Genomic DNA, 25,287 nt, shown 5'->3' with positions numbered 1-25,287 from the left:
CCATTTCCCGATTAACGGATGGATGGGAGATCCTGGTGTCGACATGGACGCGACCTGTTGCGTCTGGGCGCCGACACCGAGGGTTGGAACCGACCGTGCCCGACCTGCCGTACCGAATCGGGGGTTACCGGATCGTGCGGCGGTTGGGACAGGGCGGGATGGGGGTCGTCTACCTCGCCGAGGCGGAGTCCGGCACCCGGGTCGCGGTGAAGGTGATCCATGGCGAGTGGGCCCGCGATCCCAGGTATCGGCGCAGATTCCAGCGTGAGGTGAGGATCCTTCGGCGGGTGGCCGAATCCGCGCGGTTCTGCACCGTGCCCATCCTGGACTCGGGGACTGAGGGGGACCGCGCCTACCTCGTCACCGAGTTCGTGGACGGGCAGGATCTAGCCGAGCGGGTGGCCCGGTACGGCCCGCTCACCGAGCCCGATCTCCTCGACCTCGCCACCCGGACGCTGCTCGCGCTGGAGGCGATCCACGCCGCGGGCGTCGTGCACCGCGATCTGAAGCCGGGAAACGTGCTGCTCGGCCCCGACGGGCCGAAGGTCATCGACTTCGGCATCGCCCAGATGGCGGATTCGCTCACGCTCACGACCACCCTCGTCGGCACCCCCGGCTACATGTCGCCGGAACAGGCGCTGGACCACCAGGTGACCTTCGCCGCCGACGTCTTCTCGTGGGGGGCGGTCACCGCGTTCGCGGCGACCGGCCGCTGTCCCTTCGGGGAGGGCAACTCGCCCGCCGTCACCTTCCGGGTGGCGTACGAGGAGCCCGACCTGGAGGGCGTCGACGGGCGCCTGCGCGACGTGATCGCGTGGGCGCTGACCAAGGCCCCGGAACGCCGCCCGACTCCACGCGAACTGTACGCGGCGCTCACCGGTGCGCCGGGTGACGTGCTGATCCCCGTGGACAGCGGGTGGACCGTACCGGACCCGCACCTGCCGCCCGGGCCTTCCGGCCGCCCGCCGGCGGGTGGCCGCCTGGCCAAGCGGCTGGTGCGGCTGGTCGCGGTGGGACTGGCGGTGACCGGTCTGCTGCTGCCGCTGAACGTCCTCACCGGAGTGGTGCCCCTGGGCGCGCCCGGCTGCGCCGACCCCGGCGAGACCCGGGCCCTGCCGCTCTCGCTGACGGACTTCGACACCACGAGGAAGGGCCAGGTGGCCGCCACGGAGGGCAGCTGGACGGTCGCGTCCCCGGGTGGTTACACCTGGACCGGCGTCCACGGGCGGCTGCCCGCCTGGTGCCGCCTCCAGGTCGATCTGGACGTCCAGGTGAAGGGCCCGACCGAGGAACCCTTCCTGGGCATGGGCTGGGGGTACGGCATCGGCGTATGCTCCCGCTTCGACGGCAGCCAGCCGCGGGGCCTGTCCCTCCAGTACGCCTTCTACCAAGGGGAAGAAGCTCAGGAGAACCACATCAAGGTGGTACGCCTGCCAGCCGCGAACGCCCATCCCGGCCCCCAACCCGCCGATCCACCCCAGGGCCTGGACCAGGGCACCCACCACTGGCGGATCATGTTCGACCAGGACAGGGTGGCCTACCAGCTGGACTACGGCGTGCTTCAGACCGCCTGGTATCCGGTCACCGGCGACCCTCCGCTGCTGGCCGACTGCCTGGACAGCTCGTTCGTGCTCCGCTCCTGGCTAGCCGAGGTCAAGGTGCGCAACGTGACCGTCAGCCCCGGGTGAACGCGATTCTGGGCCTCGACCGGCACCAATCGCGGGCCTACTGTCGGCGGCAGGAAGGGAGCGTCATGAAACTGATCACGATCGCCTCCGCGCTCCTCGTCGGCGGTGCCTGGCTCGTCGTCGTCCCGGCCGCGGAGGCCCGAACGGCCTGCTCATGGACGCTGGTCGCGCGGGGGCAGAAGAAAGCGGTGGGCACCCGGACCATTCGACTGCAGAAGTGCGGAGGAAGCATCCGCGCGACACTGACCGGCGGCAGGGCCGGAGACGTGGTCAGGCTCGAAATCCGGTCTGGCCCTGCCAAGTCGGCGAAGGTCCTCAGCGGCCGGACCACGGCGATAACAGCGTCGCTGACCCTGGGATCTCGGCAGGCGAGATCCTGCGGCACGCCCGTAAAGGGAAGCAAGTCCTGCACGGCATGGTGGCCATCCACATCAGGCGGTCCCCCACCGACAATTCCATGATTGGGTACGGCTCCCGCACGGTTGGCGGAAGCCCCAGTTCACATACTGTGAGCTGCAGTTTCTTCGCCTCGTGATCGACTTCGCCAGGCCGAATCAGGTTCCTGCGGCATTTTTGATCTTCGGTGTGCTCGATCGTATCGGTGCCGCATTCGCGGAGATCGTTGATCTTCACTGCCTGAACACTTTGCCTGGCCACGGACAACGACACGACGCCGCTGTCCGTGTCCGGTCTTGTCCTGAGCTTGTCCTGTTCTGTCCTTAACTACCCGGTGGGCCTAGACCCCCAGCTCACGGCCCTCTCAAGGTGGGGCTCAAGTACGACGCCGGACCGTCCGCGGAAGTGATTTCCGCGGAGCGGCCTGGCGGGGCTGACGTGACCTCACCTGGGGAGTGGACCTGTGACGCATCCCTACCTGCGCAAGCACAAGCGGCCTGTGTTCTACAGTCCCATGGCGCGATTGCTCGACATGCTCAACGGACGCCGGGACGGAGAGCTCGAATCCCCGATGGTGCCCGATCTGCGGCATATGCACGTTGGGTCGACCGTGCGGTTCGCTCCCGGTGTCGAGCTCGGCGCTCAGGAAACGGCCGAAGTTGATCCGCCCTACGGCAGGCAGCAACTCGGCACGGGCCTGAGCGCGGACGGCCAGGCGGGGCCGCGTGAGGACACCGGCAGCGCGAGACCTGACGACACGGACCCTGCGCAACCTCATGACGTGGTCCACGAAGCCACGGATCTCGATGGTGAGGGTGCCCGGGACGCCGAGCCTGAAAGCGGCGCTCGGGATGACACCCAGCCTGAAAGCAGTGCTCAGGATGACGCCGAGCCGCAAAGCGATGCCCGGGATGACGCCGAGCCTGAAGGCACGGCTTCGATTACCAGAATCGAAGGTCCGGCTGACCTGCACATCATCGTGGATGAGGCCCCCACCGCTGTGAATGGCTTCGGCTGCGGGTCTGCCGGAGATTTCGAGCTGCGCACATTCTGGGTCTGCTATCTGCGTTCCCGTGCTGACGAGCAGGCCGCCAGCGAGTGGATCGCCTGCCAGATTCATTGCGACAAGCTCCGGGAAGATCTCGCCGAAATCCAGGGGGAAATCGAAGAGGCCGTGGCGAAAGAGGCCTTCCTCGAGTCTCAGCTCAACTTCATCAGGAAGCGGATCGAGAGCCTGAATGACGACATCGCGCTGGGTGTGTTTCCCCCGCGCCGAATCGGCGAGGACGGGCTGCCCGATGAACTCATCGTCCGGCGCCGGCAGCGAGAGCTTGCGAATGAACTGAAGAAAGCTCAGGGGCCTTTCCACGAGGTGCGCCGGAGTCTGAATAAATCGCGCGGCAGAATTCGGCGGCTGGCGGAGAAGATCAGAATCTGCCAGGAGGCATATCAGCTGCGCGTCCTCCGTATTTACGCGCATGCGCGAACGCGAGAGAACGTCTACTGGCTCTATCTGACCAGGTCTCACCCGTACGGCGCCGCGCTGAATTACTACCGTCCCCCACAGCCCGAAGTGCCCAGCTGGGTGCTGGAACCGCAGCGAGCGGTCGAAAAGAGGGTGATTTGATGGAAGTCTCACTGAGCCAGGCAAAGCCGCGTTGGCGTGCGGCTTCCTGGCGGAACAAGCCTGGCTGGTTCAGCTGGGGCCGCCGGTCCAAGCGCGGTGCCGGCCCGCCGGAAATGCCGCTGTTCCAGGCTCCCCCCATCGATGCGGCCAGCCTGCACACGTACCTCGCGAAACTGATCGAGAGTTTGGCCCCGGAAGGGGTGGACGAGGGCACCGGTCCGATCTTCGACACCTTCATCGACGCGCTGACCGACCAGCTGATCACCGAGCTCCAGGTCAGTTACCAGCTCTATCTCGGACAATCCGCGGCGTTCGGCAAAGCAGGTGCCGCGGTGGCCGATCTCGCGTGGTGGAGCGCAATTCACGAAGACAACGTGCGGAATCTTCAGCAGATAAACCAGGCAGCCGAAATCGTCGTGCGCCGCCTGCTCGGCGACGGCGCTTCAGATCGCTGAAAGGAGATCGAGAATGACAGAGCATCGCCTCCCGCCGAACCCAGGCGAGCCGGAGCGGGGAATGATCCCCAGCAGACCGCAATTTCCCGAACGCCCGTCCCGGCGGGGCACGGGCTACGAGGATCCCGCCTTGCTCGCCGGCCACTCAAAGGCGACTCTCCGCTACTTGATCGCCCTCTTCCTCGCCGCGCTGGCCGATCTCGGGCAGTTCCTTCCTGTCGTGGAGCGCGCCCAGCCGGAGCTGACGAACTGGCAGGCGGGCATCCTCGTCACCGGGTTCATCGCGATGGCGCTGTTCGTCACCCACATGTCCGGGGTGCTGTTCCGCGAGGTCAAGGCGAGGAACCCGATAGCCCGGCGGATGGCCGCGTACTTCTGCCTGATGGCCTGGGCGGGGCTTGGCCTGACCGCGTTCCTCGTGCGGCTCTGGGTGCCGCAGACGGCCGGGAGCTCCCCCCTGTTGCTGGACACCACGCTGACGACCGACTCAGATCACGACACCGCTTTCGCGAGCGCCGTGTTCTTCTTGGCGCTCTACCTGGTCACCGGAGTCGTCGCGATCATCGGCGCCTACCTGACCCACAATCCTCTACGCGCGGACGCGCGCGAGACGCTGCGGGCCCGGCGCAAGCGTACGCGGGAGGCCGCGAGTTCAGCGGCCAGCCTCGCGCTGGCCAATGAGCAGATGCTGGCCATCGGCACGCAACAGGCGGCCAGCCTGGCGATCTACGAGCAGGCCCTTGAGTCGCGCCGCGCGTACGGACGGCAACTCAAAGAGCTGGCCAAGCTGCTCGTGGCGATCCGCGCGCAAGATCCGGTGGTCACCGGATCGCTGTTCCAGAACCGTCCCCCCACCGGCCCGTGACAAGGGAAAAGGGAAATGAAAACGCCTCATCCGCGCAAGGTCACAGTGCTGCTGGCAGTGGCCGCCGTATCGATCGTGGCCACCGGTTGCACGGAAAGTGTGGCCTCCCCCAACCCGGAGGTCGACGGCTATCAGTGCGCCTACAACCACAACGCGCCGGTCGCCCTCGTCATCGGAGCTCGGGCCAACAGCCCCGAACCGCAGCTACCCGGGAAAGCCCAAGAACTCGTCTCCGCTGCCGCGGACAACGGTCAGCTCGTCACGATCGTACGGATCGATGGAAGCCCGAGGATCGTCTTCCAGAAACAGCTCAAACACACCGCACAAAATGACGAGAGCCGCAGGGACGAGTTGAACCGTTTCCTCGGGGAAATCCGCTCGGTGCTGCGTGGCACGCCCCCTTCCCCTTGGCTGCCGGTGGGCGCGGAGCAGCCCGAGGCCAACGTCTTATTGGCGTTCCGGCTGGGTGTGCGTGCGGTGCCCGAGAAGGGCACGGTCATCGTGGTCGATTCAGGCGTGCAGACCGTGGAGCCGCTCAACTTCCAGGGGGACGGCATGCTGGCCGTAGAGCCGGCTGATCTGGTGGACTACGTCAAGCAGATCAAATTGTTGCCCGATGCCAAAGGGCGCCAGGTGCTGTTCTCCGGCTTGGGCGACACTGCCCTCCCGCAAGCCAGACTCGAGGCGTACCGAGCCAACATCGTGGCCCTCTGGCGGGGGATCGCGAAAGCGGGGGGCGCTTGCGTAGACGTCGATTCCCAGCCCACCACGCGGGACGCGCGGACCGGAGTCCCATCGGTCAGCGTGGTCAATCCACCGCCTCCGCCGCCTCCGCCGACCCAACCGCCCCCGTGTTCCACGGTCGATCTGGCGGACAACAACAATGTCGGCTTCCTGCCGAACCAGGATGTGTTCCGGAATCCGAGGGGTGCCAGGGCCACCTTGAAAGAGCTGGCCGCGGCTCTTCTCAGCGACCCTCGGCAACATCTTCGCCTCACTGGAACATCGGCCAACTTCGGTACCGAGGCCGGCCGGATCCAGCTCTCAAATGATCGTGCGAAAGCGGTGGAGAACGCCCTCGTCAACGACATGGGCGTACCCAGGGAGAGGATCTCCTCCACGGGTGTGGGCACCCACTTCCCCGGCTTCAAGCAGGACCACGGGCCCAACGGCGAGATGCTGTCCGCGGCGGCCGAGCAGAACCGCAAGGTCATCGCCGAACTGGTCTGCGAGCCCTGATGATCCCGCGCCGGCTGCCGACGATCGGCTATGGGCCGTTCGCCCGGATGTCTGACTGGTATCAGGGGTGGCGGGATGGCCGGGCGGGCATTCCCGCCCGGCCTCCGCAGGGCGCTCCCCCGCGCCCGGTCAGCACCGGGCACATGGACATGCTGGTCCATCGCGCGCAGGACGCGCTCCACCACGAGCACCTCCACCTGCTGGCGGAGTGGGATGACCAGGAGGTCGACGGCGGTCGGCGTGAGAACCGAGGCCTCAGCGCCGCCCGGATCAGGGCCTTGCGGATCTACGAACACACGAGCATGCGCATCGCCGCCTACCGCCGTTCGCTGGTGCGCTGGCACCGGCACGGTGTGTGGGTCAACGACGCGATGACGAAGGACCGGCTGGACCGGCCTAGCTGGGCGTTTCCGCTCCCGCTCGCCCCCTATGACGATCCGTCCCGCACAGCTGCGGGCCCGACCGGACCTGGATCGGGAAAGGTCACGCTACGCGGGCGCGTGATCTCTCTCCGGCCGGTGACCGTGTTCGGGTCCGCAGCTCCCCCCGCCGACGAGGTCCTCCCCACTCCCGGTCTCGCGCCCCGTCACTTCCGTCTGGAGCGCGCGGCGGATGGGGTACGCGTGCGTGGCTTCGGATATGGTCACGGGCCTTACATCGATGGGCGGATTGCCCGAAACGCGGTTTTGCGGCCGGGCGGGCACTTCGACGTGGGCGCGTTCCGCTACTGGCTGCTGGACGGCGGGGACGCCTTGCGGGAGATCCCGCTGGGCGCGGTGCCCGCGCGCGACGGCGAGGTCACGCTGACCGCGCGCCGCTGCGACCTGATCGTGTCCGAGGTGGACGCCAAGTTCAAGGACAAGCCCCGGCTGACGAAAATGTCGTTCGTTCAGCACGCCGGGGACCTGCTGGCGATCGTGGGGCCGTCGGGAGCCGGGAAGACTTCACTGTTCTGGGCCCTGCTGGGCGAACTGCCCATCGCCGCAGGGGAGGTCTACTTCCGGGGCCTGGATCTTCGTAAGCACAGCGGCCAAATCCGCGAGCAGCTCGGCTTCGTGCCGCAGCATGACGACCTGCACACGACGTTGAGCACCCGCAGCCTGCTGCGCTACGCCTACCGGCTCCGCGCCGCCGGACGCGCGGGCCGAGACGCGCGCATCGCCGAGGTCTGCCGGCAGCTTCGGACGCCCCGTCTATTCCGGGCCCCCGGACGGGTTGTGCCCCGCGCTGGGCGGAGCCGATCATGCCGACGTCATGGACGGCATCCGGGCCGACCCGCGACCCAAGGCGGAGGCGTACGCGGCGAGCTCGGCGGCCACCGTCCGGGACGCGGCCCGGCAGGCCCGGGCGGGCTCCGCTGCCGCCGCCTTGGTCCGCAGGAAGCGAGGTGCGCCAGCGGTGCTCGCCCATCAGCTGCCGGTGCTGATCGCCAGGCAGGCCGCGCTCGTGGCGGCCCGCGGCACCACCAAGAGCCGCGAGACGCCGACGATCTCCGACTGGGTCAGGAGCGTATGGAGCCGCGTCTGGCTGTGGGCCGTGCCGTTCGGCGGCGCGGTGCTCACCGCGCTGGCGGGCGACGCGAAGGGCCTGGGCGCGGGGGCGACGTCCAGCGCCGGGTCGCTGAATCTGCTCGTCACGTTCAGCATGCTGACGGGACAGGCGCTGACCTACAGCGACCTGGTCACCGAGTTTCCGATCCTCCGCCGCGAGCATCGGACCGGCGTGCGGACCGCATCGGTCACGCTGTCCAAGTGGCTGGTCTACGCGGTGATCGCCATGGCGCAGGCACTGGTGATCGTGTGGGGGTTCACCCGGATACGGCCAGGTCCGGTGCACTCCGTGGCGTTCAGTCCCGCGGTCGAGCTGTGGTGCGATCTCGGGGCGATGACGATCACCGCCATGTCGCTCGGGCTGCTGATCTCCGCGGCGGTGAAGACGCTGAAGCAGGCCGTCAATGTGGTCACGTTCCTGACCATCGCGCAGATCGTGTTCAACGGGGTCACGAAGAACCTCTCGGATGAGCCGGTGGCGAGCGTGTTCGCCGCGCTGCTCCCGGCTCGCTGGGGCTTGGCCGCGGCCGCCGCCTCAATCGACCTGCGCGGAATCGGGCCCGGCGCCGCCCCCGACGCGCTGTGGCGGCACACCACCGGCCAGTGGCTTTTCGACCTGGCCATGTTGGGCGTCATGTCCGCGACCTTCCTCGCGATCGCGACAGTGCTGCTGCGGTACCGCCTCACCACGCCGGACCGATGAGTTTCCTGGTTTCCGCACCAGATAGGCAACAAGGCAACCATCCGGACGGTCTCCCCGGGCACCAAGATGACGCCAGAAAGCGATCTGGCGTGACAGGGCTGATTGCGGGTCCTGAAGGACGGGGCGGGTGCGCATGCGAGCGAACGAGGTTGATCTCGACACCCTGAACACGATCAAGACCAGGCCGGAATTCGGTGCCGCGTTACGTCGGCTGTTTCCGGAGGGCATGACGCTGCGGGCGATCGCAGATGAGCTCATAAAGCGGGACGCCATCCACGGCCGGACGAAAACAGCGATCGACAATTGGTTCAAGGGGATATCCGTCCCCAAATCCCAGGCACTGGACGTGATCCTGGACACCTGCGACGTCACCGATCCGGAGCTTCGGACCGCATGGAAGAACGCCCGGGAACGCGCCTCTCGATGGAATCCGGTGCCTTGCCCGTTTCCCGGGTTCACGAGCTTCGTCGCGGCGGACGCCGAGCTTTTCATGGGCCGGGCGAGACTCACGCAGGAGCTGGTCACGCGAATCGCCGGACTGCGGGCGGCGGGCGGCGGGCTGATTCCGGTGGTGGGGCCGTCCGGGTCGGGGAAATCCTCCCTGCTGCACGCGGGTCTGATTCCCGCGCTCGGGCCTGCCTGGACCGTGACATCCCACACGCCGAGGGAGCGATTGGTTGCGGAACTGGCCGAGCTGCCCCGTACGGCGGGCGGCAAGCCGTACGAAAACCTCCTGCTGATCATCGATCAGTTCGAGGACGTCTACGCCACCGGAATCGCGGACCCCAATCGGGCAACCCTCATCAACCGGCTGAGCGACATGGTCAAGGACGGGGCCGTGATCGTGCTGGGGGTGCGGTCCGACTTCCTGCCCCACCTGTTCTGGCCGGACGCGATGCTGCCGCTGCTGAACGGCCCGCTGTTCGGCATGGTGCCGATGAACCGGGACGAACTCCGGGAGGCGATCGAGGAGCCCGCCCGGAAGGCGGGACGCAGGATCCAGCCCGAACTGATCACCATGCTTCTCGACGAACTCGCGCATCCCACCAACACCGAGGCAGGGCACGAGGACGGCACGCTGCCGCTGCTGTCGCACGCGCTCCGCATGGCTTGGAAGCGCAACCCCTCGCCAGGGGAGGTGACCGTGACCGATTACCTCGCCGCCGGAGGTCTCGCCGGCGCGGTCAAGGACGCGGCCGACCAAGCCTACGATCAGCTGAACTCCGACCAGCAGGCCGTGATCCGGGACCTTTTCCTCCGCATGATTCACGTCACGAGCGAGGGCCCGGTAGTCCGGCGCAGGCTCCTGCTCAACGAGATCCCCAGCTATCCGGGCGTGACCCCGGACGAACTCAATGACGCGCTGGAGGAGTTCGTCGATCAGCGTTTCGTCACGCGGGACGACAAGGGCATGCAGATCAGCCACGACGCGCTGATCAGGGAGTGGCCGCGGCTGCGCGCGTGGATCGACAGTGACCGGATCGGCCTGATCATCGCCCAGGACCTCACCGTGGCCACGCAGAAATGGGCACAGCACGAGCACGCGTCAGACGCGCTCTATCAGGGCGTCGTCCTGCGCGGCGCCGTGGAGTGGGCCGAGGCGCGCGGCCATGCGCTCACCCCGCTGGAGCGGGAATTCCTGCGCGCGAGCTCCCGTAAGGAGCGGTCGCGGCGGCGCATTCTGCGCTCGGCGGTGAGCCTGCTCACCACCCTCACCATCGTCGCCACGAGCGCGGGCTGGGTCGCCTTCCGCGAGCGTAATGAGGCGATCAAGCAAGGTGCGCAGGCCAGCCATAAGGGCGCGCTGGCGGAGTCACAGCTGATGGCGACACGCGCCGGGGCCCTGTACGGCACGGATCCCGCGCTGGCGGCGCAGTTCAGCCTCGTCTCCCGGCAGATCGCCGACACCGAGGCCGCCAGGTCTCGCGTGCTGGACGCGTCCGCCGCCCCGGCGGTGACGCGGATGGTGGGCCCTGGCGGGCTCACCCACGCGGTCGCGCTCGGGCGTGGCATCGTCGCCGCCGGCGGGGAAGACGGCAAGATCTGGCTGTGGGACCTGGCGCAACCCGGGCGTCCGGTCCTGATCGGCACGCCCATCGACAACGGCACCCCCAACGTGACCACGCTCGCCTTCGACCCCGCCAAGCGCTATTTGGCCAGCGGCAGCGGAGACGGCGTGGTCCGGCTGTGGGACCTCCAGGATCCAGCGCATCCCGTCGCCGCGGGGACGGCTCAGACCGGATCGCCGCTTGCGGTCAACTCGGTCGCGTTCGGCCAGGACGGGCGCCTGCTCGCGGCAGCCGGCTCCGATGGCCAGGTACGGCTCTGGCACCGGGATCGGCTCGACCGGCCCACGAGGCTACGCCGACCGGCGGACGCGACGCGCGACGGGCTGAACTCTGTCAGGTTCAGCCCGGACGGCCACACGATCGCAGCGGTCGGGGAAGACGGGCTGGTCTGGCGCTGGGATATCTCCGGCGACCAGGTCGGATCCGCCCTAGGCGGACCGGGCAGGGCGCTCTGGTCGGTCGCGTTCAGCAAGGACGGGCGGATGCTCGCCGTAGGAGGGACGGACGACAAGGTCTGGCTGTGGGATCTCACCGGCTCCAAGCCGGCGCCCATGGGCGAGCCGTTGACCGGTCCGACGAGCTGGGTGTACTCCGTGTCCTTCACCCCGGACGGGCGCGGCCTGATCGCCGGATCCGCCGACACGCACGTCTACATGTGGGACCTCGCGACCCGGCAGATCACCGCCGAACTGCCCCACCCCGACGTCGTCACCTCCGTCGCGCAAGAGGTGGACGGCCAACTGGCGTCGGGCGGCGCGGACGGCGCGGTGCGGCTCTGGACGCTGCCCGGTCCGATGCTGAGCGGGTCGAGCACGATCTTCACGCTGGCCTTCGACCCCAGCGGTGAATCACTCGCGGCCGCGTCCGGCGACACGAAAGTGCGCCTGTGGCGGACGGCGAAACCGGGAGAGCCGATCCGGCTCTGGGATCCCGCGACTGCAGGCAGCCCGGCTCAAGGGCCTCCAGCGCAAGGCCAGCTCTCTGATCCGCATCTGGTGGGGACGCTCGCCTACAGCTCGACCGGGTGGCTCGCGGCGGGCCGCAAGGACGGGACCGTCGCGTTGTGGAACGCGAAGCACCCCGGCGATCCGATGGTCCCGGCGAGCAATCTGACCGGCGTCATCGACGCGGTGGCGTTCAACCCGGAGGGCACGGTACTGGCCGCGGGCAGCCGGGACGGCGGCGTGCAACTGTGGGACACCCGTGATCCGGCGAACATCCGGCTTCTCGGCAAGCTGGAGGCTCCGGGCGGGGTGATATCCCTCGCTTTCACCCCGGATGGCCGTACTCTGGCCGCGGCGTCCCACCAGAGCATTCTCCTGTGGGATGTGCGGGATCCCGCGAAACCCGCAGCCATCGCCGTCGTGCCAAGCAACTCCAAGTACACCTTCAACCACGTGGCCTTCAGCGACGACGGGCGGGTGCTGGCGGCACCGCTCAACCACTGGGTGCGGCTGTGGGACGTTACGGATCCGAGCGCTCCGCGCCAGCTCGGCAAGGACCTCTCCATCGGGCCGAAGGGGCAGGTGCAGGCCGTGGCGTTCGGCCCGGATCGGCTGCTCGCCGGGGCCGCCTCCGACGGAACTGTGCCAGTTTGGCAGGTGCCCGCTAGCGGGGCTCCGAGCACGATCGCGGTGCTGTCCGGACCTAGCGGCACCGTATTCTCCGTGGCCTTCGCCCCGAAGGGCAGGGTGCTGGCCGCTGCGGGGATGGACGGCACCGTGCGGTTGTACAACCTCGATTTCGACGCCGTCGCCGCGTACGTCTGCGCGATCAGCGGTGATCCGATCACCGTGCGCGAATGGCAGGATTACGTATCGGACCCGTCGTCCCCCGACGCCCCCGGCCTGCCGTACAACCCGCCGTGCCGCCTGGGGGGCTGACGGTCGCTCACTCGCCCAGCTTCCGCCACATCCAGGTGGGTAAGCGGACCAGAGCCGTGGAGATGCCCGCCCGGATGTAAAGGTCAGTGAAACGGCCGACCGCGTCAGCCGCTGCCCGCCGGCTTGCGGCGAACATCTTCGCCGCGGCTCGGGTGTCGCCCGTCAGCTTGAGGGCCACGCCGTACTCCTGGCGGGTCTCGGCCGTGTGCGGATGCCCGGGACCGAGTACGGCGAGCTGTCCGTCCAGCGCCTGGGCGAAAAGGCCGCGCGCTGACTCCCAGTCGCCGGTCTGCTCGAACGTCTGTCCCAGCAGAAATATGGCGCGCAGGAGCAGGGGATGCCGGTCGCCCGCGTGCCGCCGGAGCAACGCGATCGTGCGGGTGAGTTCGGCGCGTCCCCGCTCCGGCTCGCCGCGCGAGACCAGCGCGTAGCCCAGGCCCACGGCCGCGCCCAGGGTCACCAGGTGATATTCGCCGTGGCTACGGCGGTACTCGTCGCCGAGCCGGCGGAGCGACCGCTCCGCGCGTTCCCAGCCGCTGTGATCGGGACGCAGGTCGGTCAGGTGCGGGGTGAGCAGCGCCTCGGCCAGGACCTCCTGGGCCTCCGAGCACCGGAGGTGGTGCGGCAGCTCCAGGTCCCGGTAGTGCCCGATCACGGACTCCGCCAGCGCGCGGGCGCCGGGCGAGTCGCCGAGGGCCAGCCGTACCCGGGCCAGCTCCAGCCGCACCTGCTGGAGCCCGTCCGCCTCGACCGAATGCCGGGCCAGCAGGTTTCTGGCCTCGCGTTCGGCGTCGCGGAGCCGCCCGCGCAGCCGCAGTCCGCGCAGATGGGCCAGTCCGGTCGCGAGCTCGGGCGGGGCGCTGAGCAGGTCAGCCCAGTACGGCTCCGCCTCGGCGAACCGGCCCAGGGCGTCCAGGGACGCGGCGTGGATGAGCAGGGCCTGCCGGCTCCGCACGCGCGTGGCGCGGGTGATCGCCGTGTCGTAGGCGCCCGCCTCGTAGTGCGCGCGAGCCGCGGCCAGGACCAGGTCCGGATCATCCGGCCGGCCCTCGATCAGCCGGTCGCGGTACCGCGCGGAGGACACCGCCTCCCCACACGACTCGTAGTGGTCGGCGAGCAGCAGCAGAAGAGCTTCCGTCAGTTCAGCGGGTAGTTCGGCGCGCCCGGCCAAGACGTCCGCGTGCGGCAGCAACTCGCTTCGATCGGTCTTGGCCGCCAGCGTGGTCAGCGCGCCTGCCATCGCGGGCGCGAGCTCGGCTTGGGGCTGGAGCGGCTGGAGGTAGCGCCGCGCCGCGTCCAGCACCAGCGGATGGATCTGCCAGGAGGAGCCCGTGCGGGTGGCGAGCAAGCGCTGCCGGAGACCCTCCAGCGCGGTGTCCACCGTCGCATCGGGGCGCAGCGAACGGGCCGCCAAGTCGATCAAGCGGGCTGGCAGCGGGGCCGGCGCGACCGTCAGCGCGACCTCGATGATGAGCCGCTGCGTGTCGTCCAGGGCGACCACCGCGTCATGGAACATGGCTGTCACCGGCTCCGGCACCGTATGGTCGGTCATCAGCCGGTCGGCGTAGTCCTGATACGAAATCAGCCCTTGCCGATCGCGGAGCTCCAGTCCGGCCAGCGCGGCGGCGTACGCGTTGCCACCCAGGCGTCCCACGATCCGGTCCAGGGCCTCGACCTCGCCGGAATCCGTGGCGGGGCGGTAGCCGCTCAGCAGCAGGCGCCCGTCGGCCAAGGTCAGCGGGCCGACTTCGATGCTGGTGACAGCTCTCCCGTACGGATTCTCGCGCGTGGTCAGCCCGTAGGCGAGGCTACGCGAGATGAGCACGGTCCGGATGCGCTGCTCGGCGGGGATGAGCAGCTGGTCGGCCACCTCTGGATCCAGATCGGGCGGAACGTCGTCGATCACCCACAGGCTCGGCTCTGGCTGGGCGGCGAGATACTCGGCGAAGATGTGCGGCAGCCGATTCTGACCGGCTCCGGTGTAGTCAAGTCCCAGCATGTCGGCGATCGTCCGCAGCTCGACGGCGTATCTGGCGAGCACGTCCCGCTCGGTGGCGTCCGTCAGGCGCAGCCAGTAGACACCGCCCCGGAAGGCGGCGCCGTACTGCCAGGCGTACGCGGCGACCAGCGAGGTCTTCCCCATGCCCGCGGCTCCGGCCACCGCCGCGACCGGACCGCAGGTGGGCTCGGTGATCGCGAGATCGCTGCCGTGCAGCGCGCTGTGCAGCAGCCACTGTTCCCGGTAGCGGCCGTGAAAGCCGGCCTGGCCGGGGGGCCTGCCGTACCAGCGCGGGCGGTCGTGGAAGGGGACGTCGCCGATGTGCCCGGAGATCGCGGCGACCCAGGACCGGATCCGATCCGCGAGCCGGCGCACTTCTTCCGCCGTGGTCGGCGCGAGCGCGAATCGCGCGTCCGAGACTTCCACCGGCAGAATGTGATCGGTCTCCTCCTCGGGGTTGATCACGATGATCCGGCCGACGGGGTTTCCCTCCCGTTGGCCCGCGAGGAACGCCGAGGTGAGTTCCCACTGGCAGGCGGGTCTGACCGCGTAGGCCGCCGAGTAGTACGCCACCAGGGTCTTGGACGAACGCAGCGCCTCCTCGAGTCCGGCCGAGATGCCGGCGAAGTACCCCAAGCCGTCTTCGTCGATGAAGACGCTGAGATCCTTTTCCAGCTCGCGGCAGAGCTTTCGCACGGGCTCCCGATCACAACCGGCCAGAGACATGAAGACGTCGTACGGCGGCTTACTGCCTTTTGGGGTCATAATCTATTTTAAGAGGATTTGGGTTTTCGGTCCGTACGGTGGCGTTGGAAGGCCCACTATGGAAGGTCATCCGGCATTCGGTAATGAGTTGCGGCGAGTGCGGGAGGCCGCGGGCTTGTCACTGGCCGAACTGGGGAAATTGATCCACTACAGCAAGGGATATCTGAGCAAGATTGAATCCGGCGCCAGGCCGGCCAATCTTAAGCTGGCCTGGGCCTGCGACAACGCGCTGGGCACGGACGGCGCGCTGGCCGCGCTCGTCGATCTCCAACCGGCCAAGGAGAATCCTAAAGATCCAAAGCCTTTCTCCGGGCTACCTCCGGATTCCGTCCACTTCACCGGACGGGCCGAGGAGCTTCGGCGGGTCATTTCGATCCTCCACCATGAGCGGAATACCCCGATTATCCCAAACATAGTGGTTGTGTCCGGTATGGCAGGCGTCGGCAAGACCGCTTTCGTGACTCGTGTGGCATATCGGATCGAGCGGAGCTTCCCCGACGGATGCCTGTTCCTCGACCTGCACGGCTACAGCCCGACGCTTCCTCCGGTGGCCCCCGCGGACGCGCTCGACCGGCTGCTTCGCCGCTTGGGCGTACCCGGAGAGCAGATCCCCGATCACGTCGACGACCGCGCCGCGCTGTACCGCGATCGGCTCGTCGGGAAAAATATGATCATCGTGCTCGACAACGCCGTGAGCGCGGACCAGGTACGCCCCCTGCTGCCGGCCACGCCGGACTGCCGCGTGCTGATCACCAGCCGGGACCGCCTCCCCTCGCTGGACGACGCGTGCCATCTCACCCTGGACACGCTCCCCACGGCCGAGGCCACGGCTCTGTTCCGTTCGGTGGCCGGTCAGGACGCGCCGGACCGGGAGGAGATGATCGGGAAGATCGTCGAAGCCTGCGGGCGCCTGCCCCTCGCGGTCCGCATCATCGCGGCTCGATGCCGCGGTGGCAGCACCCGGAAGCTGGCGGATCTGAGCGCTCGCGTCGCCGACCGGCACAGCCGGCTCGACGAACTCGATGACGGCGAGCGCAGTGTCACGTCCGCTTTCACGGTCTCCCATGAGGGCCTGCCCGCCCGGCCACGGCGCGTCTTCGCGCTGCTCGGCCTGCATCCTGCCGCGGACTGGGACGCGTACGCCGTAGCGGCCCTCGCCGACCTGAGCGTGCCCGAGGCGCAACGCGACCTGGACCGGCTGCTCCGGGCCAACCTGGTGATCGAGGACTCGGCCGGCCGCTACCACTTCCACGATCTCGTCGGCCTCCATGCCCGCAGGCTCGCCCGATCGGTGATCCCCGAGCAGGAACAGCGGGCGGCGGTCCAACGGCTGCTCGTCTTCTCCCTGGCCACCTTGGTCCAGGCTGACCGGGTCATCACACCCCACCGCTACCTGCCGCCCTCGGCCATCGTCGACAAGCCACCGGCGACCCCGGCCCTGGCCGGCTACCAGCAGGCCCTGGCGTGGGCCGAGACTGAACGGACGAACCTGGTCGCGCTCTGCCGCGCGGCGGTCGAGCTGAACCTCGACGCCTTCTGCTGGGAGATGGCGTACCTGCTGCGGGGCTATTTCTTCCTCACCAAGCAGTGGGACGACTGGATCCAGACGCATACCCTCGCGATCACCGCGGCGCGGCACTCGGGAAACCGGCACGCCGAGGCCAGCACGCTCAACAATCTGGGTCTCGCCCTGCTGGAGCGGGGCTCATTCGACGCCGCGGAACAGCACTACCAGAGCGCGCTGGAGATCTTCCGCGAGCTCGGCGACGAGTTCGGGGAGAGCAACGCGCTGGCCAACCATGCCGCCGTGCTCTATTACCGCGGCGACCACGGCGCGGCGCTGCTGGAGAACAAGAACGCCCTGGCCTTCTACGAACGGATGGGCATGCTCCGGAACGTGGCGATCACCCTGCGCAGTATCGCCTTGGTCGAGGTGGAGCTGGCCCGTTTCACTGAGGCGATCGAGCATCTTCATCGGGCCCTGCGCGTGTTCACCGAACTCGGACTTCATCTGGACGCCGCCATGGCGGAGAACTGCCTGGGCGAGACCTACCACCGCCTGGGCGACCTGAAGAATGCCCGGCATTGGCACCTCCAAGGTCTTGAGCACAGCCAGTCCTGCGGTAGCTCGTACGAGGAGGCACGCGCGCACGGACAACTCGGCAACCTCGCCGCGGATCAGGGGGATCGCGCCACCGCGACGCACCACTGGGAGCGGGCACTGCGCCACTACGCGGCTCTCCAGGCCCCGGAGGCCGAGAAGATCCGCCGCCGCCTCTCCGCCGGCAGCCGCGAGATTCCGGTCGCGAATTGAGGTGCCGGATGCCAGGAACCGCTTCCCCGGCATCCGGCCGGTCCTGACGTCAGAGGCGCTGGAGCAGCTTCTCCATCTGGTCGATCTCTGCCTGCTGGCTCGTCTGAATCGTCTTGGCGAGCTCGATCGCCCGCGGGTTCTTGCCGTAGCCCTGTTCTTCGACCGCCATCTGGATCGCGCCCTGGTGATGGGCGATCATCATTTCGGCGAACAGCTTGTCGAACTCCGTGCCCCGGGCGGTCTGAAGCTTGACCATGTCCTCCTCGGCCATCATCCCGGGCATGCTGTGTCCGCTGTGCCCTCCTTCGGGGACAGCGGGCTTGCCCCATGCCGACAGCCAGCCGGTCATGGTCTTGATCTCCGGATCCTGCGCGGCTTCGATCTTCACCGCTAGGTCCTTGACCTCCGGGTCGGCGGCCTGGGTCGCGGCGAGCTTGGTCATTTCGACCGCCTGCTCGTGGTGCGGGATCATCATCTGCGCGAACCGCACATCGGCGTCGTTGACGGTGAGCGTGGACTGGGGGGACGCGGTTGCCGGCGGAGCGCTGGTCGCTCCGGGTCCAGCCATCGATCCCTTATCAGCCCCGCAGGCGGTGAGCAGGACGAGGGCACTGGCGCCCGCCGTGGCGGACAGCGCGAGACCGCGCAGGTCGGAACGGTTGATGAACATGACTATGTGGTCTCTTTCCGGTTCGTGAATCCTGTTATTTCGGCCATGTGCGGGCAGACGCCTGTAAGCGCCCGCCATCGAGTCGGCCTAAATACGCAGAACCGAAAGACGTGCCAAGCGGAGAGCGGTTCTCTCCGGCGGTGGCCGGGCGGCCAACGGACCCGATGTACCGCTGGCCGCCGCGATCCCAGTGGGCGGCCGTGACCAGGTCGACGACAGGCCGAGCAGCAGCGTGAGCACGGTCAGCACGGCCACGCACACCGAGGTGGGATCCGGCCCCGGCACCTGGCCGCCAGCCACAGAAATGTCATCCGCTGGTGGTCCGGCGATGAGGACAGGGGCTTCCTGGGATCCGTGAGGATTGACGGCATGCTCGGATGCCGGGGGTACTTCCGCGTGAGCATGCTCGGCGTCGATGTGCCCGAGCGTGTGCATCCCCAAGACGCCCAGGACCAGCGCGAGGAGCAGCAGCCAGCGCGACGCTTCTAGACGCCGAGCGGCCTTGCTGTCCATCGCTCCCCTGAGGATCGCTCCACGCCCAACTCCTACTATCTGACTTAGTAGGTTGCTTCACCTGAGAGTACCGGACGATTCCCGGCGCGTGCCGCGAACTAGAAGATCGACAGATGATGGCAGTGATGGGCTAGCAACGCCGTCACACCGGGGAAGGCGGCCACGATCGCCGGGCCCAGGAGCAGGGCGCCGATGGCCGCCAAGCCCGCCAGGCGTTCGCGCCGGCCCAATGGGGTGGCGGGATTGAGCATGCGGCGCACTCGGGTCAGTGCCGTCTCGCCGCCCGCGCCCAGCATGAAGGCCGGTGCCCGTCCGGTGGCCAGCCGTACCAGCGCGCCCGCGATGTGGATGCGAGCGTGGCGGCGGGCCGCGACGTCATCGGCGAGCAACTCGACCAGGCGCACCACTTCGCTCCTGGCCCGAATGAACAGGGGAAGCCGCGGAAACGCCCGCACCAGCGCCTCGACGATCGCGATGACCAGATGGTGGCGGCCTCGCAGGTGGGCCTGCTCATGAGCGAGAACGGCGGCCACCTGCTCGGGAGGCAGAGATTGGATCGCGCCGGTCGTGATGACCGCGCGTCCTTGCCGACCGGGAAGGCAGTAGGCGGCAGGCACCTCGTGGTCGAGGACGACCGCGTCCAACTCGCCGTCATGACGGCCGAGGAGGTTCAGCATGTCGCTGTGCTCACGTCGTTCACGCCCGGCCATGACCAGCACCGCCGCCGTGCAGTACGTCAACCTGGCTGCGATCAGTCCGGCACCGGCCAGAGCGGCGAGCAATCCAGGGGATGCCGGGACGGCGCCGTGGGAGAACATCGCGGCACAGGCCTGAAAGAAACCCGCCAGCCCGTGGGCGACCACCGAAGGTGGCACCGCGGCCGCCAGCGCGGCCAGTATCACCGAAGCCACCGCCGACGCGCAGGAGGCCAGCCATACCCCCAGTGCCAGGCGGGGGGCGCGTTCGGCCCATTCCCCCCAGCTCAGCAGGCGAGGCAACACGATCACCGCTGCGGCGGCGTACCCGGCGAGAACAAGGGGGACGATCATGAGCGGCCCTGCGGCGGGTACACCTGGAGGGCAGCCTCCAGAGCGGCCGCTTCCTCGGGGGTGAGCCATTCCAGGAAGTGGACCAGCGTGGCTGCCTGGTTACCACCCGAGGCGAGGGCTTCGCGCATCAGCTGGGCGGTGTAGGCCTCCTTGCTGGCCACCGGCTCATAGACGTACGCCCGGCCGACCGGCTTTCGACGGAGCAGCCCCTTGGTGTGGAGGTTGTCCATCACCGTCATGACGGTGGTGTAGGCGATCTCCCGCTCCCTGCGCAGCTCTTCGAGCACGGCCCGCACCGACGCCGGCCGGCGGGAGGCCCACAGCCGGTCCATGATCACTGATTCCAGGTCTCCCAGACCACGCATCGCCTGCCGCACCCCCTGCCTCCGGTCCCGGAATGCTACCGCGCATCGTAGCTGCGCCGACTGACCGTCACACCTGCGATCCGGCGAACAGCCGATTCAGCTCTGCGATCTTCTGTACTATTCGCCCAAGTCGGGAATACGAGGAGAAATAGTAGTGGCTGCGTCGGTGAGACTTGGGCGAATACCAGTGACCGTGGGTCTTCTCCTACTCGCGCTGCTGGTCGCTCAAGGCGGTGCGACCGCCGAACCCCGGCCGACCATCGCACAAGCCCGTGCCAAGTTGGTGAAGCTCAACGAGCAGGCCGACGAGGTGGTCGAGAAGTACAACCAAGCCACCGAGTCGTACCAGAAGGCCAGGAAGAAGTACCAGGGTCTCAACACCGCACTGGAACGCAAGCGCGCACGACTCGACGCCCTCCGCGAGGGTCTCGTCTCGCTGGCGGTCGGCAGCTACCAGTTCGGCGGGCTGTCCGGCATGCAGGGATTCCTCGACTCTGAAAACGCTGACGCGATGCTGAGCCGGATGACCTCCATCGACCAGATGGCCCGGACCCAGTCGGAAGCGCTGCGCTCCTTCGAGGCGACCACCGTGGAGTTGCGCGCCCAGCGCGACGAGGCCAAGGTCGTGCTCGCTGAGGCGGACACGGAACGCGACAAGGTGGGCAAGGAGAAGAAGAAGGCTGATCAGCTGGTAAGAGAGCAGACAAAACTCCTGCGCCAGCTGGGTGCCTTCAATGTCGGCGACCCGAACAGTACGGGAATCGCCTACACCGGGCCCGCCTCCGGGGACGCGCGCGTGGCCCTTGAGTTCGCCTTCGCTCAGGTCGGCAAGCCGTACAGATACGGCGCCACGGGCCCGGGTTCCTACGACTGCTCGGGCTTCTCCCAGGCTTCCTGGAGAGCCGCGGGTGTCCAACTGCCCCGCACCACCTACGAGCAGTGGGCCTGGGGTGCCAGCCGCCGAGTCCCCTTGGACGCACTGCAACCGGGTGATCTGCTGTTCAGCCGGGGATTGGGACACATGGGCATCTACGCGGGTGACGGGAAGATGGTCCACTCTCCGCAGACCGGCGACGTCGTCAAGGTGGTCAACATTGACGGCTACTGGCGAGGCCGCTTCCTCGGCGCCGTCCGCCCCTGAACTCGACGAGAGGTCAACGGCCTCGACGCGGAGCGGCAACCGACTCAGCGCCCCCGAGACTCACGCGGATCGCTCCGGCGAGGTTGCGCGTCATGACCCTTTCGCCTGGTCGGTCGACACCATCGCCGAAATGAAGAAGACATCCGCGCAGGCGCATCTCTTGCGTCCTCCGCGCCTCTAGCTGCCTGCGCAGACTTCCCGTTCCCTCTGCTGTGACCTGTCCACAGAACGGGAGGAAGGCTGCAGCACCCGGGCAATCTTGCGCAAACCCCCGGGGGGTATGCTACTTTTCCCTGCGTTGGCATACCCCATGGGGGTAATCGAAGCCTCGTCCGTTCTCGATCAACCCAGAAAGAGGAATGATCGCCATGGCCACCGCCACCTACACCGTCAAGGGAATGACCTGCGGTCACTGTGTCAGCTCCGTCAAGGAAGAGGTCGGGGAGATCTCTGGTGTCACCGCGGTGGAGGTCGACCTGGCGAGCGGGCTCCTGACCGTGGAGAGCGATGACCCGATCGACAGTGAGCAGATCAAGGCCGCTGTCCAAGAGGCCGGATACGAAGTGGATCCGTCATGAACTCCGCCGCCAACCCCTCACCAATGACACACCACTTGCCACTGGCAAAGTGGCCGAACTCTCGATCGGCGGCATGACTTGTGCGTCCTGCGCGAACCGGATCGAACGCAAGCTCAACAAGCTGGACGGCGTCACCGCGACGGTCAACTACGCCACCGAGAAAGCCAAAGTCCTGTTCCCGCCGGAAGTCGATCCACAGGACCTGATCACCGAGGTGGCCAAAGCCGGATATACGGCCCAGCTCGCCGCTGCGCCCGTCGGCGAGACCGGTACCGGCCCGCAGGAGCAGGGGGACGAACTGGCCCCGCTGCGGGCCAGGCTGATCACCTCGCTGGTACTGGCGGTTCCAGTGATCGCCATGGCGATGGTCCCCGCGCTGCAGTTCACCAACTGGCAGTGGCTGTCGCTGACACTGGCGGCGCCCGTGGTGGTGTACGCGGGCTGGCCGTTCCACAAGGCGGCCTGGACCAACCTGCGGCATGGCGCCGCGACCATGGACACCCTGGTGTCGCTGGGCACCATCGCCGCACTCGGCTGGTCACTGTGGGCGCTGTTCTTCGGTACGGCGGGCACCCCCGGCATGACACACGGATTCGATTTCACCATCGCGCGCGGCGACGGCAGCGGCAATATCTACCTGTAGGCCGCCGCCGGCGTTACCGCTTCAGCGCACCGTGGTCCGGGTGAAGGCGGGCAGCGCGGCAGGGGGCGAAGACCTCCCACGGTCCCTACCCCCAGGGGGTAGGACCTTTGACCCTGCCGCACGTGACGTGCGCCCATACCCGGCCCGGGCAGTCGAGAGCACGGTGGAGGTATCCCGCAAGTCCGGCCGGTGGATGGAGGAGATCACGATGATGTACTGGGGCAACGGCATGGGCGGCTGGGGCATGGTGCTCATGACTGTCAGCGGCCTGCTCTTCTGGGGCCTGATTATCACCGGCATCGTGTTGCTGGTCCGGTCCCTGGGTGGCGGCGGCCGGCCGGGGGCGGTGGCCGCCCAGACACTGACGCCGCAACAGGTCCTCGCCGACCGGTTCGCTCGCGGCGAGATCGACGAGGACGAGTACACCCAGCGCCTGCAGGTGCTGGTCGGCGCCGCGCCTTCAGCGCGGGGCACGACCGGATAGGACGGGCGTTGATGGCAACTCAGGAACGGACGAGCCGCGCGATGGCTTCAGCGGCTTCCTTGACCTTGGCGTCGGCTTCGGCTCCGCCCTTCTGGGCGGCTTCAGCGACACAGTGCGCCAGATGTTCTTCGAGCAGGGACAAGGCGAAGGACTGCAGAGCGCTCGTGGCCGCCGACACTTGCGTGAGGACGTCAATGCAGTACTTGTCATCCTCGACCATCCGCTGCAGCCCGCGGACCTGCCCCTCGACCCGCCGAAGCCGCCGCGCGTGGTCCTGCTTGTTGTGCGAGTAACCGGCCATCTGTCGTCCTCCCGTTCCCACACAATGCTCAGCAGCATACCCGTGTACGGTATTTCACCGACTCGTCCGGTCCGTGGACGCCGCGTCGACGGGAATGATCAGCGTTGAGGCCGGCCGACGAGCCCCATTCATCAGCCGTCATGCGCGCGGCGGCTGATGGTCGTACTGGAGCGGGAGCGCTGTTCGTGACCATGATCTGACCGTGCCCACCGGGAAGGCGGTGAAGGTGTCGTTACGTTCGGCCGAGGCTTACCGTGCCGGGGCCCGTCGTCTGACGGGCCCCGTTCCGGCGGGACAGGTCCGCTACGCGGCGTAGGTCTCGAACTCGGCGACCTTCGGCGCGCCGGTCGAGCTGGTGATCCTGAAGGTGATCTTGCTCAGCGAGGTCGGGGCGAAGGTGATGGCGCCCGCCCCACTGCCGGATTTCAGGACGGCGCCAGTGCCGCCGTTGATGACCTGCCAGGATCCGATGCTGCCCGCGGAGCCTGACGCCTCACGGATGATGACCCTGGACACGGTCTTGGCGGAACTCCACTTGATCGAGATGTCACCGGTCGAGCCGACCGGCGACCAGTAGGTGCTCATGTCGCCGTCCCGCACATTGCCGTAGCTCGTCCCGTCAGCCTTGCTGGAGCCGTCGGAGCCGGCCCCGATGCTGAGGTTGGTTCCGCTGGGTGAAGGGCTGGTTGACGGAGCAGGACTAGCTGACGGTGAAGGGCTGGCTGACGGCGTTGGGCTCGGTGTCTGCGGCGAGCAGCTGCCGTTCGACACCTGCAGACCCTTGTTGGCCCCCGCGGTCTGGCGGACGATGTTCGGCACGCAGCTGGCCCCGTCGAGGCTGTAGGAGTACGGAACGCTGACGGTGGTGTTGGACTGCGGGTTGGGGCCGGCGGGGTTGTTCTCGCCGCCGGGGCTGGACCAGGTCACGTTGTCGAAGATGTTGCCGCTGACCTGCCAGTAGCCGGCCTCGCTGGTGTAGAAGGTGCCCAGGACGTCCTTGGAGTCCTTGAAGTAGTTGTTCTCCACCTTGGCGCGAGCCCCGGCTCGGGAGTTGATCCCGGACTCGTGGAGGCTCACGTAGGAGTTGTTGTAGATGTGCGCGATGCCGCCCCGCAGCAGGGGCGTACGGGAGTCGATGTTCTCGTACAGGTTGTGGTGGAACGTGATGAAGCCGTTCGAGCGGTCGCTCTCGCTGGACCCGATGAGCCCGCCGCGGCCGGAGTTGCGCAGGATGCTGTAGGACAGGGTCACGTACTGGGTGTCGTCCTTCATGTCGAAGAGGCCGTCGAAGCCCTCCGACTCTCCACCAGAGGCCTCCAGGGTGACGTGATCGGCCCAGACGTTGCGGACGCCGCTCTCCATGCCGATGGCGTCACCACCGTTGGACGTGGGCGAACCCGACTTCTTGACGTTCCGGATGGTCACGTTCTGGAGGATGATGTTCCTGGCCTCGCGGATGTGGATGCCCAGCTGGTCGAAGACCGCCCCGTTGCCGACCCCGATGATCGTGACGTTGCTGATCTGCTTGAGCTCGATCAGGCCGGCGGCGGTGTTGCAGCTTGCGCCCGACACCTTGCTGGTGTTGCCGTGATTGATGGTCCCCTCGACCTCGATGGTGATCGGGGTGCTGCTGCTGGCCCGACTGCACAGAGCCGCATGGATCGCGGTCCCCGTGGTGGCCCGCACCGTCTGCCCGCCCGCACCGCCGGTGGTCCCGCCGTTGGCGCTCGCGTAGCCGGTGGCGCTGCCGACCGCTGCCGACGCCTGGAGTGCCGGTAAGGCCACCCCAACCGCGGCCACAATGGCCGCCGTGGCCAGCGCCGCCTGAAGTCGCAATGCGACTGCTCGTCTCATCCTCTTCTCACCTTCGTCTTCGAATGCTGGGTGCGTTCTTCTCTCTCCGGTCGGCGCTGCGGGCCTGCTGCCGGGTGGCTATGCCGTAGAAGTGCTGGCACACGAAATCCGCGCGGGGCGGCGTAAAGACCGGTGA

Annotated in this window: 21 protein-coding genes and 1 pseudogene; 12 read left to right on the top strand and 10 right to left on the bottom strand. The window is 67.9% G+C overall.

Annotated elements, in window-relative coordinates; genetic code table 11:
- Nucleotides 1-95: 95 nt before the first annotated feature.
- Nucleotides 96-1,688: a serine/threonine-protein kinase gene (locus tag ABGB08_RS38310; RefSeq protein ID WP_347601007.1), complete on the top strand. Its 1,593-nt coding sequence runs from the start codon at nt 96-98 to the stop codon at nt 1,686-1,688.
- 315 nt (nt 1,689-2,003) lie between these two features.
- Here ABGB08_RS38310 and ABGB08_RS38305 read toward each other — a convergent pair whose 3' ends face one another.
- The gene (locus ABGB08_RS38305; RefSeq protein WP_347601005.1) at nt 2,004-2,321 is read right to left on the bottom strand and encodes a hypothetical protein; all 318 of its coding nucleotides are present in this window, start codon (nt 2,319-2,321) and stop codon (nt 2,004-2,006) included.
- A 226-nt stretch (nt 2,322-2,547) separates the two neighbouring features.
- On the opposite strand from ABGB08_RS38305, the gene ABGB08_RS38300 reads away from it, so the two are divergent.
- From ABGB08_RS38300 to ABGB08_RS38285, 4 genes are read left to right on the top strand one after another with little or no spacing between them, the layout of a single operon-like run.
- A complete protein-coding gene (locus ABGB08_RS38300) occupies nt 2,548-3,711 on the top strand; it encodes a hypothetical protein (protein WP_347601003.1) in 1,164 nt (387 codons plus the stop codon).
- A complete protein-coding gene (locus tag ABGB08_RS38295; protein WP_347601001.1) occupies nt 3,711-4,166 on the top strand; it encodes a hypothetical protein in 456 nt (151 codons plus the stop codon). Before ABGB08_RS38300 ends, ABGB08_RS38295 begins: the two co-directional genes overlap by 1 nt.
- Before the next feature lie 13 nt (nt 4,167-4,179).
- Nucleotides 4,180-5,031 carry a hypothetical protein gene (locus ABGB08_RS38290; protein ID WP_347600999.1) on the top strand — a complete coding sequence of 284 codons (852 nt, stop codon included), beginning with the start codon at nt 4,180-4,182 and terminating at the stop codon, nt 5,029-5,031.
- A 15-nt stretch (nt 5,032-5,046) separates the two neighbouring features.
- Complete coding sequence (locus ABGB08_RS38285; RefSeq protein WP_347600997.1) at nt 5,047-6,270, top strand: OmpA family protein; 1,224 nt, start codon at nt 5,047-5,049, stop codon at nt 6,268-6,270.
- A 724-nt stretch (nt 6,271-6,994) separates the two neighbouring features.
- Here the strand turns inward: ABGB08_RS38285 and ABGB08_RS38280 are convergent.
- Both ABGB08_RS38280 and ABGB08_RS38275 read right to left on the bottom strand, forming a co-directional pair.
- On the bottom strand, nt 6,995-7,132 hold the full coding sequence (locus tag ABGB08_RS38280) for a hypothetical protein (RefSeq protein WP_347600995.1): 138 nt from the start codon (nt 7,130-7,132) through the stop codon (nt 6,995-6,997).
- A gap of 82 nt (nt 7,133-7,214) precedes the next feature.
- Nucleotides 7,215-7,337 carry a hypothetical protein gene (locus tag ABGB08_RS38275; RefSeq protein WP_347600993.1) on the bottom strand — a complete coding sequence of 41 codons (123 nt, stop codon included), beginning with the start codon at nt 7,335-7,337 and terminating at the stop codon, nt 7,215-7,217.
- Nucleotides 7,338-7,524: 187 nt separating this feature from the next.
- On the opposite strand from ABGB08_RS38275, the gene ABGB08_RS38270 reads away from it, so the two are divergent.
- On the top strand, nt 7,525-8,523 hold the full coding sequence (locus ABGB08_RS38270) for an ABC transporter permease (protein ID WP_347600991.1): 999 nt from the start codon (nt 7,525-7,527) through the stop codon (nt 8,521-8,523).
- 133 nt (nt 8,524-8,656) lie between these two features.
- Nucleotides 8,657-12,475, top strand: a complete 3,819-nt coding sequence (locus tag ABGB08_RS38265) for a hypothetical protein (protein WP_347601043.1) — start codon at nt 8,657-8,659, stop codon at nt 12,473-12,475.
- 7 nt (nt 12,476-12,482) lie between these two features.
- Here the strand turns inward: ABGB08_RS38265 and ABGB08_RS38260 are convergent, their stop codons facing one another.
- Nucleotides 12,483-15,200, bottom strand: coding sequence for a toll/interleukin-1 receptor domain-containing protein (locus ABGB08_RS38260; RefSeq protein ID WP_347600989.1), 2,718 nt, complete (start codon nt 15,198-15,200; stop codon nt 12,483-12,485).
- Here ABGB08_RS38260 and ABGB08_RS38255 point away from each other — a divergent pair.
- Nucleotides 15,091-17,553: a tetratricopeptide repeat protein gene (locus tag ABGB08_RS38255; RefSeq protein WP_347600987.1), complete on the top strand. Its 2,463-nt coding sequence runs from the start codon at nt 15,091-15,093 to the stop codon at nt 17,551-17,553. The two genes, ABGB08_RS38260 and ABGB08_RS38255, sit on opposite strands and share 110 nt — an antisense overlap.
- Before the next feature lie 49 nt (nt 17,554-17,602).
- Here the strand turns inward: ABGB08_RS38255 and ABGB08_RS38250 are convergent, their stop codons facing one another.
- The 4 genes from ABGB08_RS38250 to ABGB08_RS38235 all read right to left on the bottom strand — a co-directional run bounded on the left by ABGB08_RS38250 (nt 17,603) and on the right by ABGB08_RS38235 (nt 20,150).
- The gene (locus ABGB08_RS38250; protein WP_347600985.1) at nt 17,603-18,223 is read right to left on the bottom strand and encodes a DUF305 domain-containing protein; all 621 of its coding nucleotides are present in this window, start codon (nt 18,221-18,223) and stop codon (nt 17,603-17,605) included.
- Between the two features lie 87 nt (nt 18,224-18,310).
- The gene (locus ABGB08_RS38245; RefSeq protein WP_347600983.1) at nt 18,311-18,736 is read right to left on the bottom strand and encodes a DUF6153 family protein; all 426 of its coding nucleotides are present in this window, start codon (nt 18,734-18,736) and stop codon (nt 18,311-18,313) included.
- Between the two features lie 98 nt (nt 18,737-18,834).
- A complete protein-coding gene (locus tag ABGB08_RS38240) occupies nt 18,835-19,785 on the bottom strand; it encodes a M56 family metallopeptidase (protein WP_347600981.1) in 951 nt (316 codons plus the stop codon).
- Nucleotides 19,782-20,150 carry a BlaI/MecI/CopY family transcriptional regulator gene (locus ABGB08_RS38235; protein ID WP_347600979.1) on the bottom strand — a complete coding sequence of 123 codons (369 nt, stop codon included), beginning with the start codon at nt 20,148-20,150 and terminating at the stop codon, nt 19,782-19,784. The genes ABGB08_RS38240 and ABGB08_RS38235 overlap by 4 nt, the downstream gene beginning before the upstream one ends.
- 193 nt (nt 20,151-20,343) lie before the next feature.
- Between ABGB08_RS38235 and ABGB08_RS38230 the strand changes: the two genes are divergently transcribed.
- From ABGB08_RS38230 to ABGB08_RS38215, 4 genes and pseudogenes are all read left to right on the top strand, one after another.
- Nucleotides 20,344-21,291 (top strand): NlpC/P60 family protein, encoded by a 948-nt coding sequence (locus ABGB08_RS38230; protein ID WP_347600977.1) that lies wholly within the window; start codon nt 20,344-20,346, stop codon nt 21,289-21,291.
- 368 nt (nt 21,292-21,659) lie between these two features.
- Nucleotides 21,660-21,869, top strand: coding sequence for a copper ion binding protein (locus ABGB08_RS38225; RefSeq protein WP_347600975.1), 210 nt, complete (start codon nt 21,660-21,662; stop codon nt 21,867-21,869).
- 49 nt (nt 21,870-21,918) lie between these two features.
- Nucleotides 21,919-22,509: pseudogene (locus tag ABGB08_RS38220) on the top strand (cation transporter); the annotation flags it as partial.
- A gap of 130 nt (nt 22,510-22,639) precedes the next feature.
- Nucleotides 22,640-22,996 (top strand): SHOCT domain-containing protein, encoded by a 357-nt coding sequence (locus ABGB08_RS38215; RefSeq protein ID WP_347600973.1) that lies wholly within the window; start codon nt 22,640-22,642, stop codon nt 22,994-22,996.
- Between the two features lie 19 nt (nt 22,997-23,015).
- Here ABGB08_RS38215 and ABGB08_RS38210 read toward each other — a convergent pair whose 3' ends face one another.
- Both ABGB08_RS38210 and ABGB08_RS38205 read right to left on the bottom strand, forming a co-directional pair.
- The gene (locus ABGB08_RS38210) at nt 23,016-23,297 is read right to left on the bottom strand and encodes a metal-sensitive transcriptional regulator (RefSeq protein ID WP_347600971.1); all 282 of its coding nucleotides are present in this window, start codon (nt 23,295-23,297) and stop codon (nt 23,016-23,018) included.
- 303 nt (nt 23,298-23,600) lie between these two features.
- A complete protein-coding gene (locus ABGB08_RS38205; RefSeq protein WP_347600969.1) occupies nt 23,601-25,151 on the bottom strand; it encodes a pectate lyase in 1,551 nt (516 codons plus the stop codon).
- Nucleotides 25,152-25,287 lie beyond the last annotated feature (136 nt).

It is taken from the genome of Acrocarpospora sp. B8E8, from assembly GCF_039871605.1.
Taxonomy (GTDB): Bacteria; Actinomycetota; Actinomycetes; order Streptosporangiales; family Streptosporangiaceae; genus Acrocarpospora; species Acrocarpospora macrocephala.
This window is presented reverse-complemented; position numbering and strand designations above follow the sequence as displayed.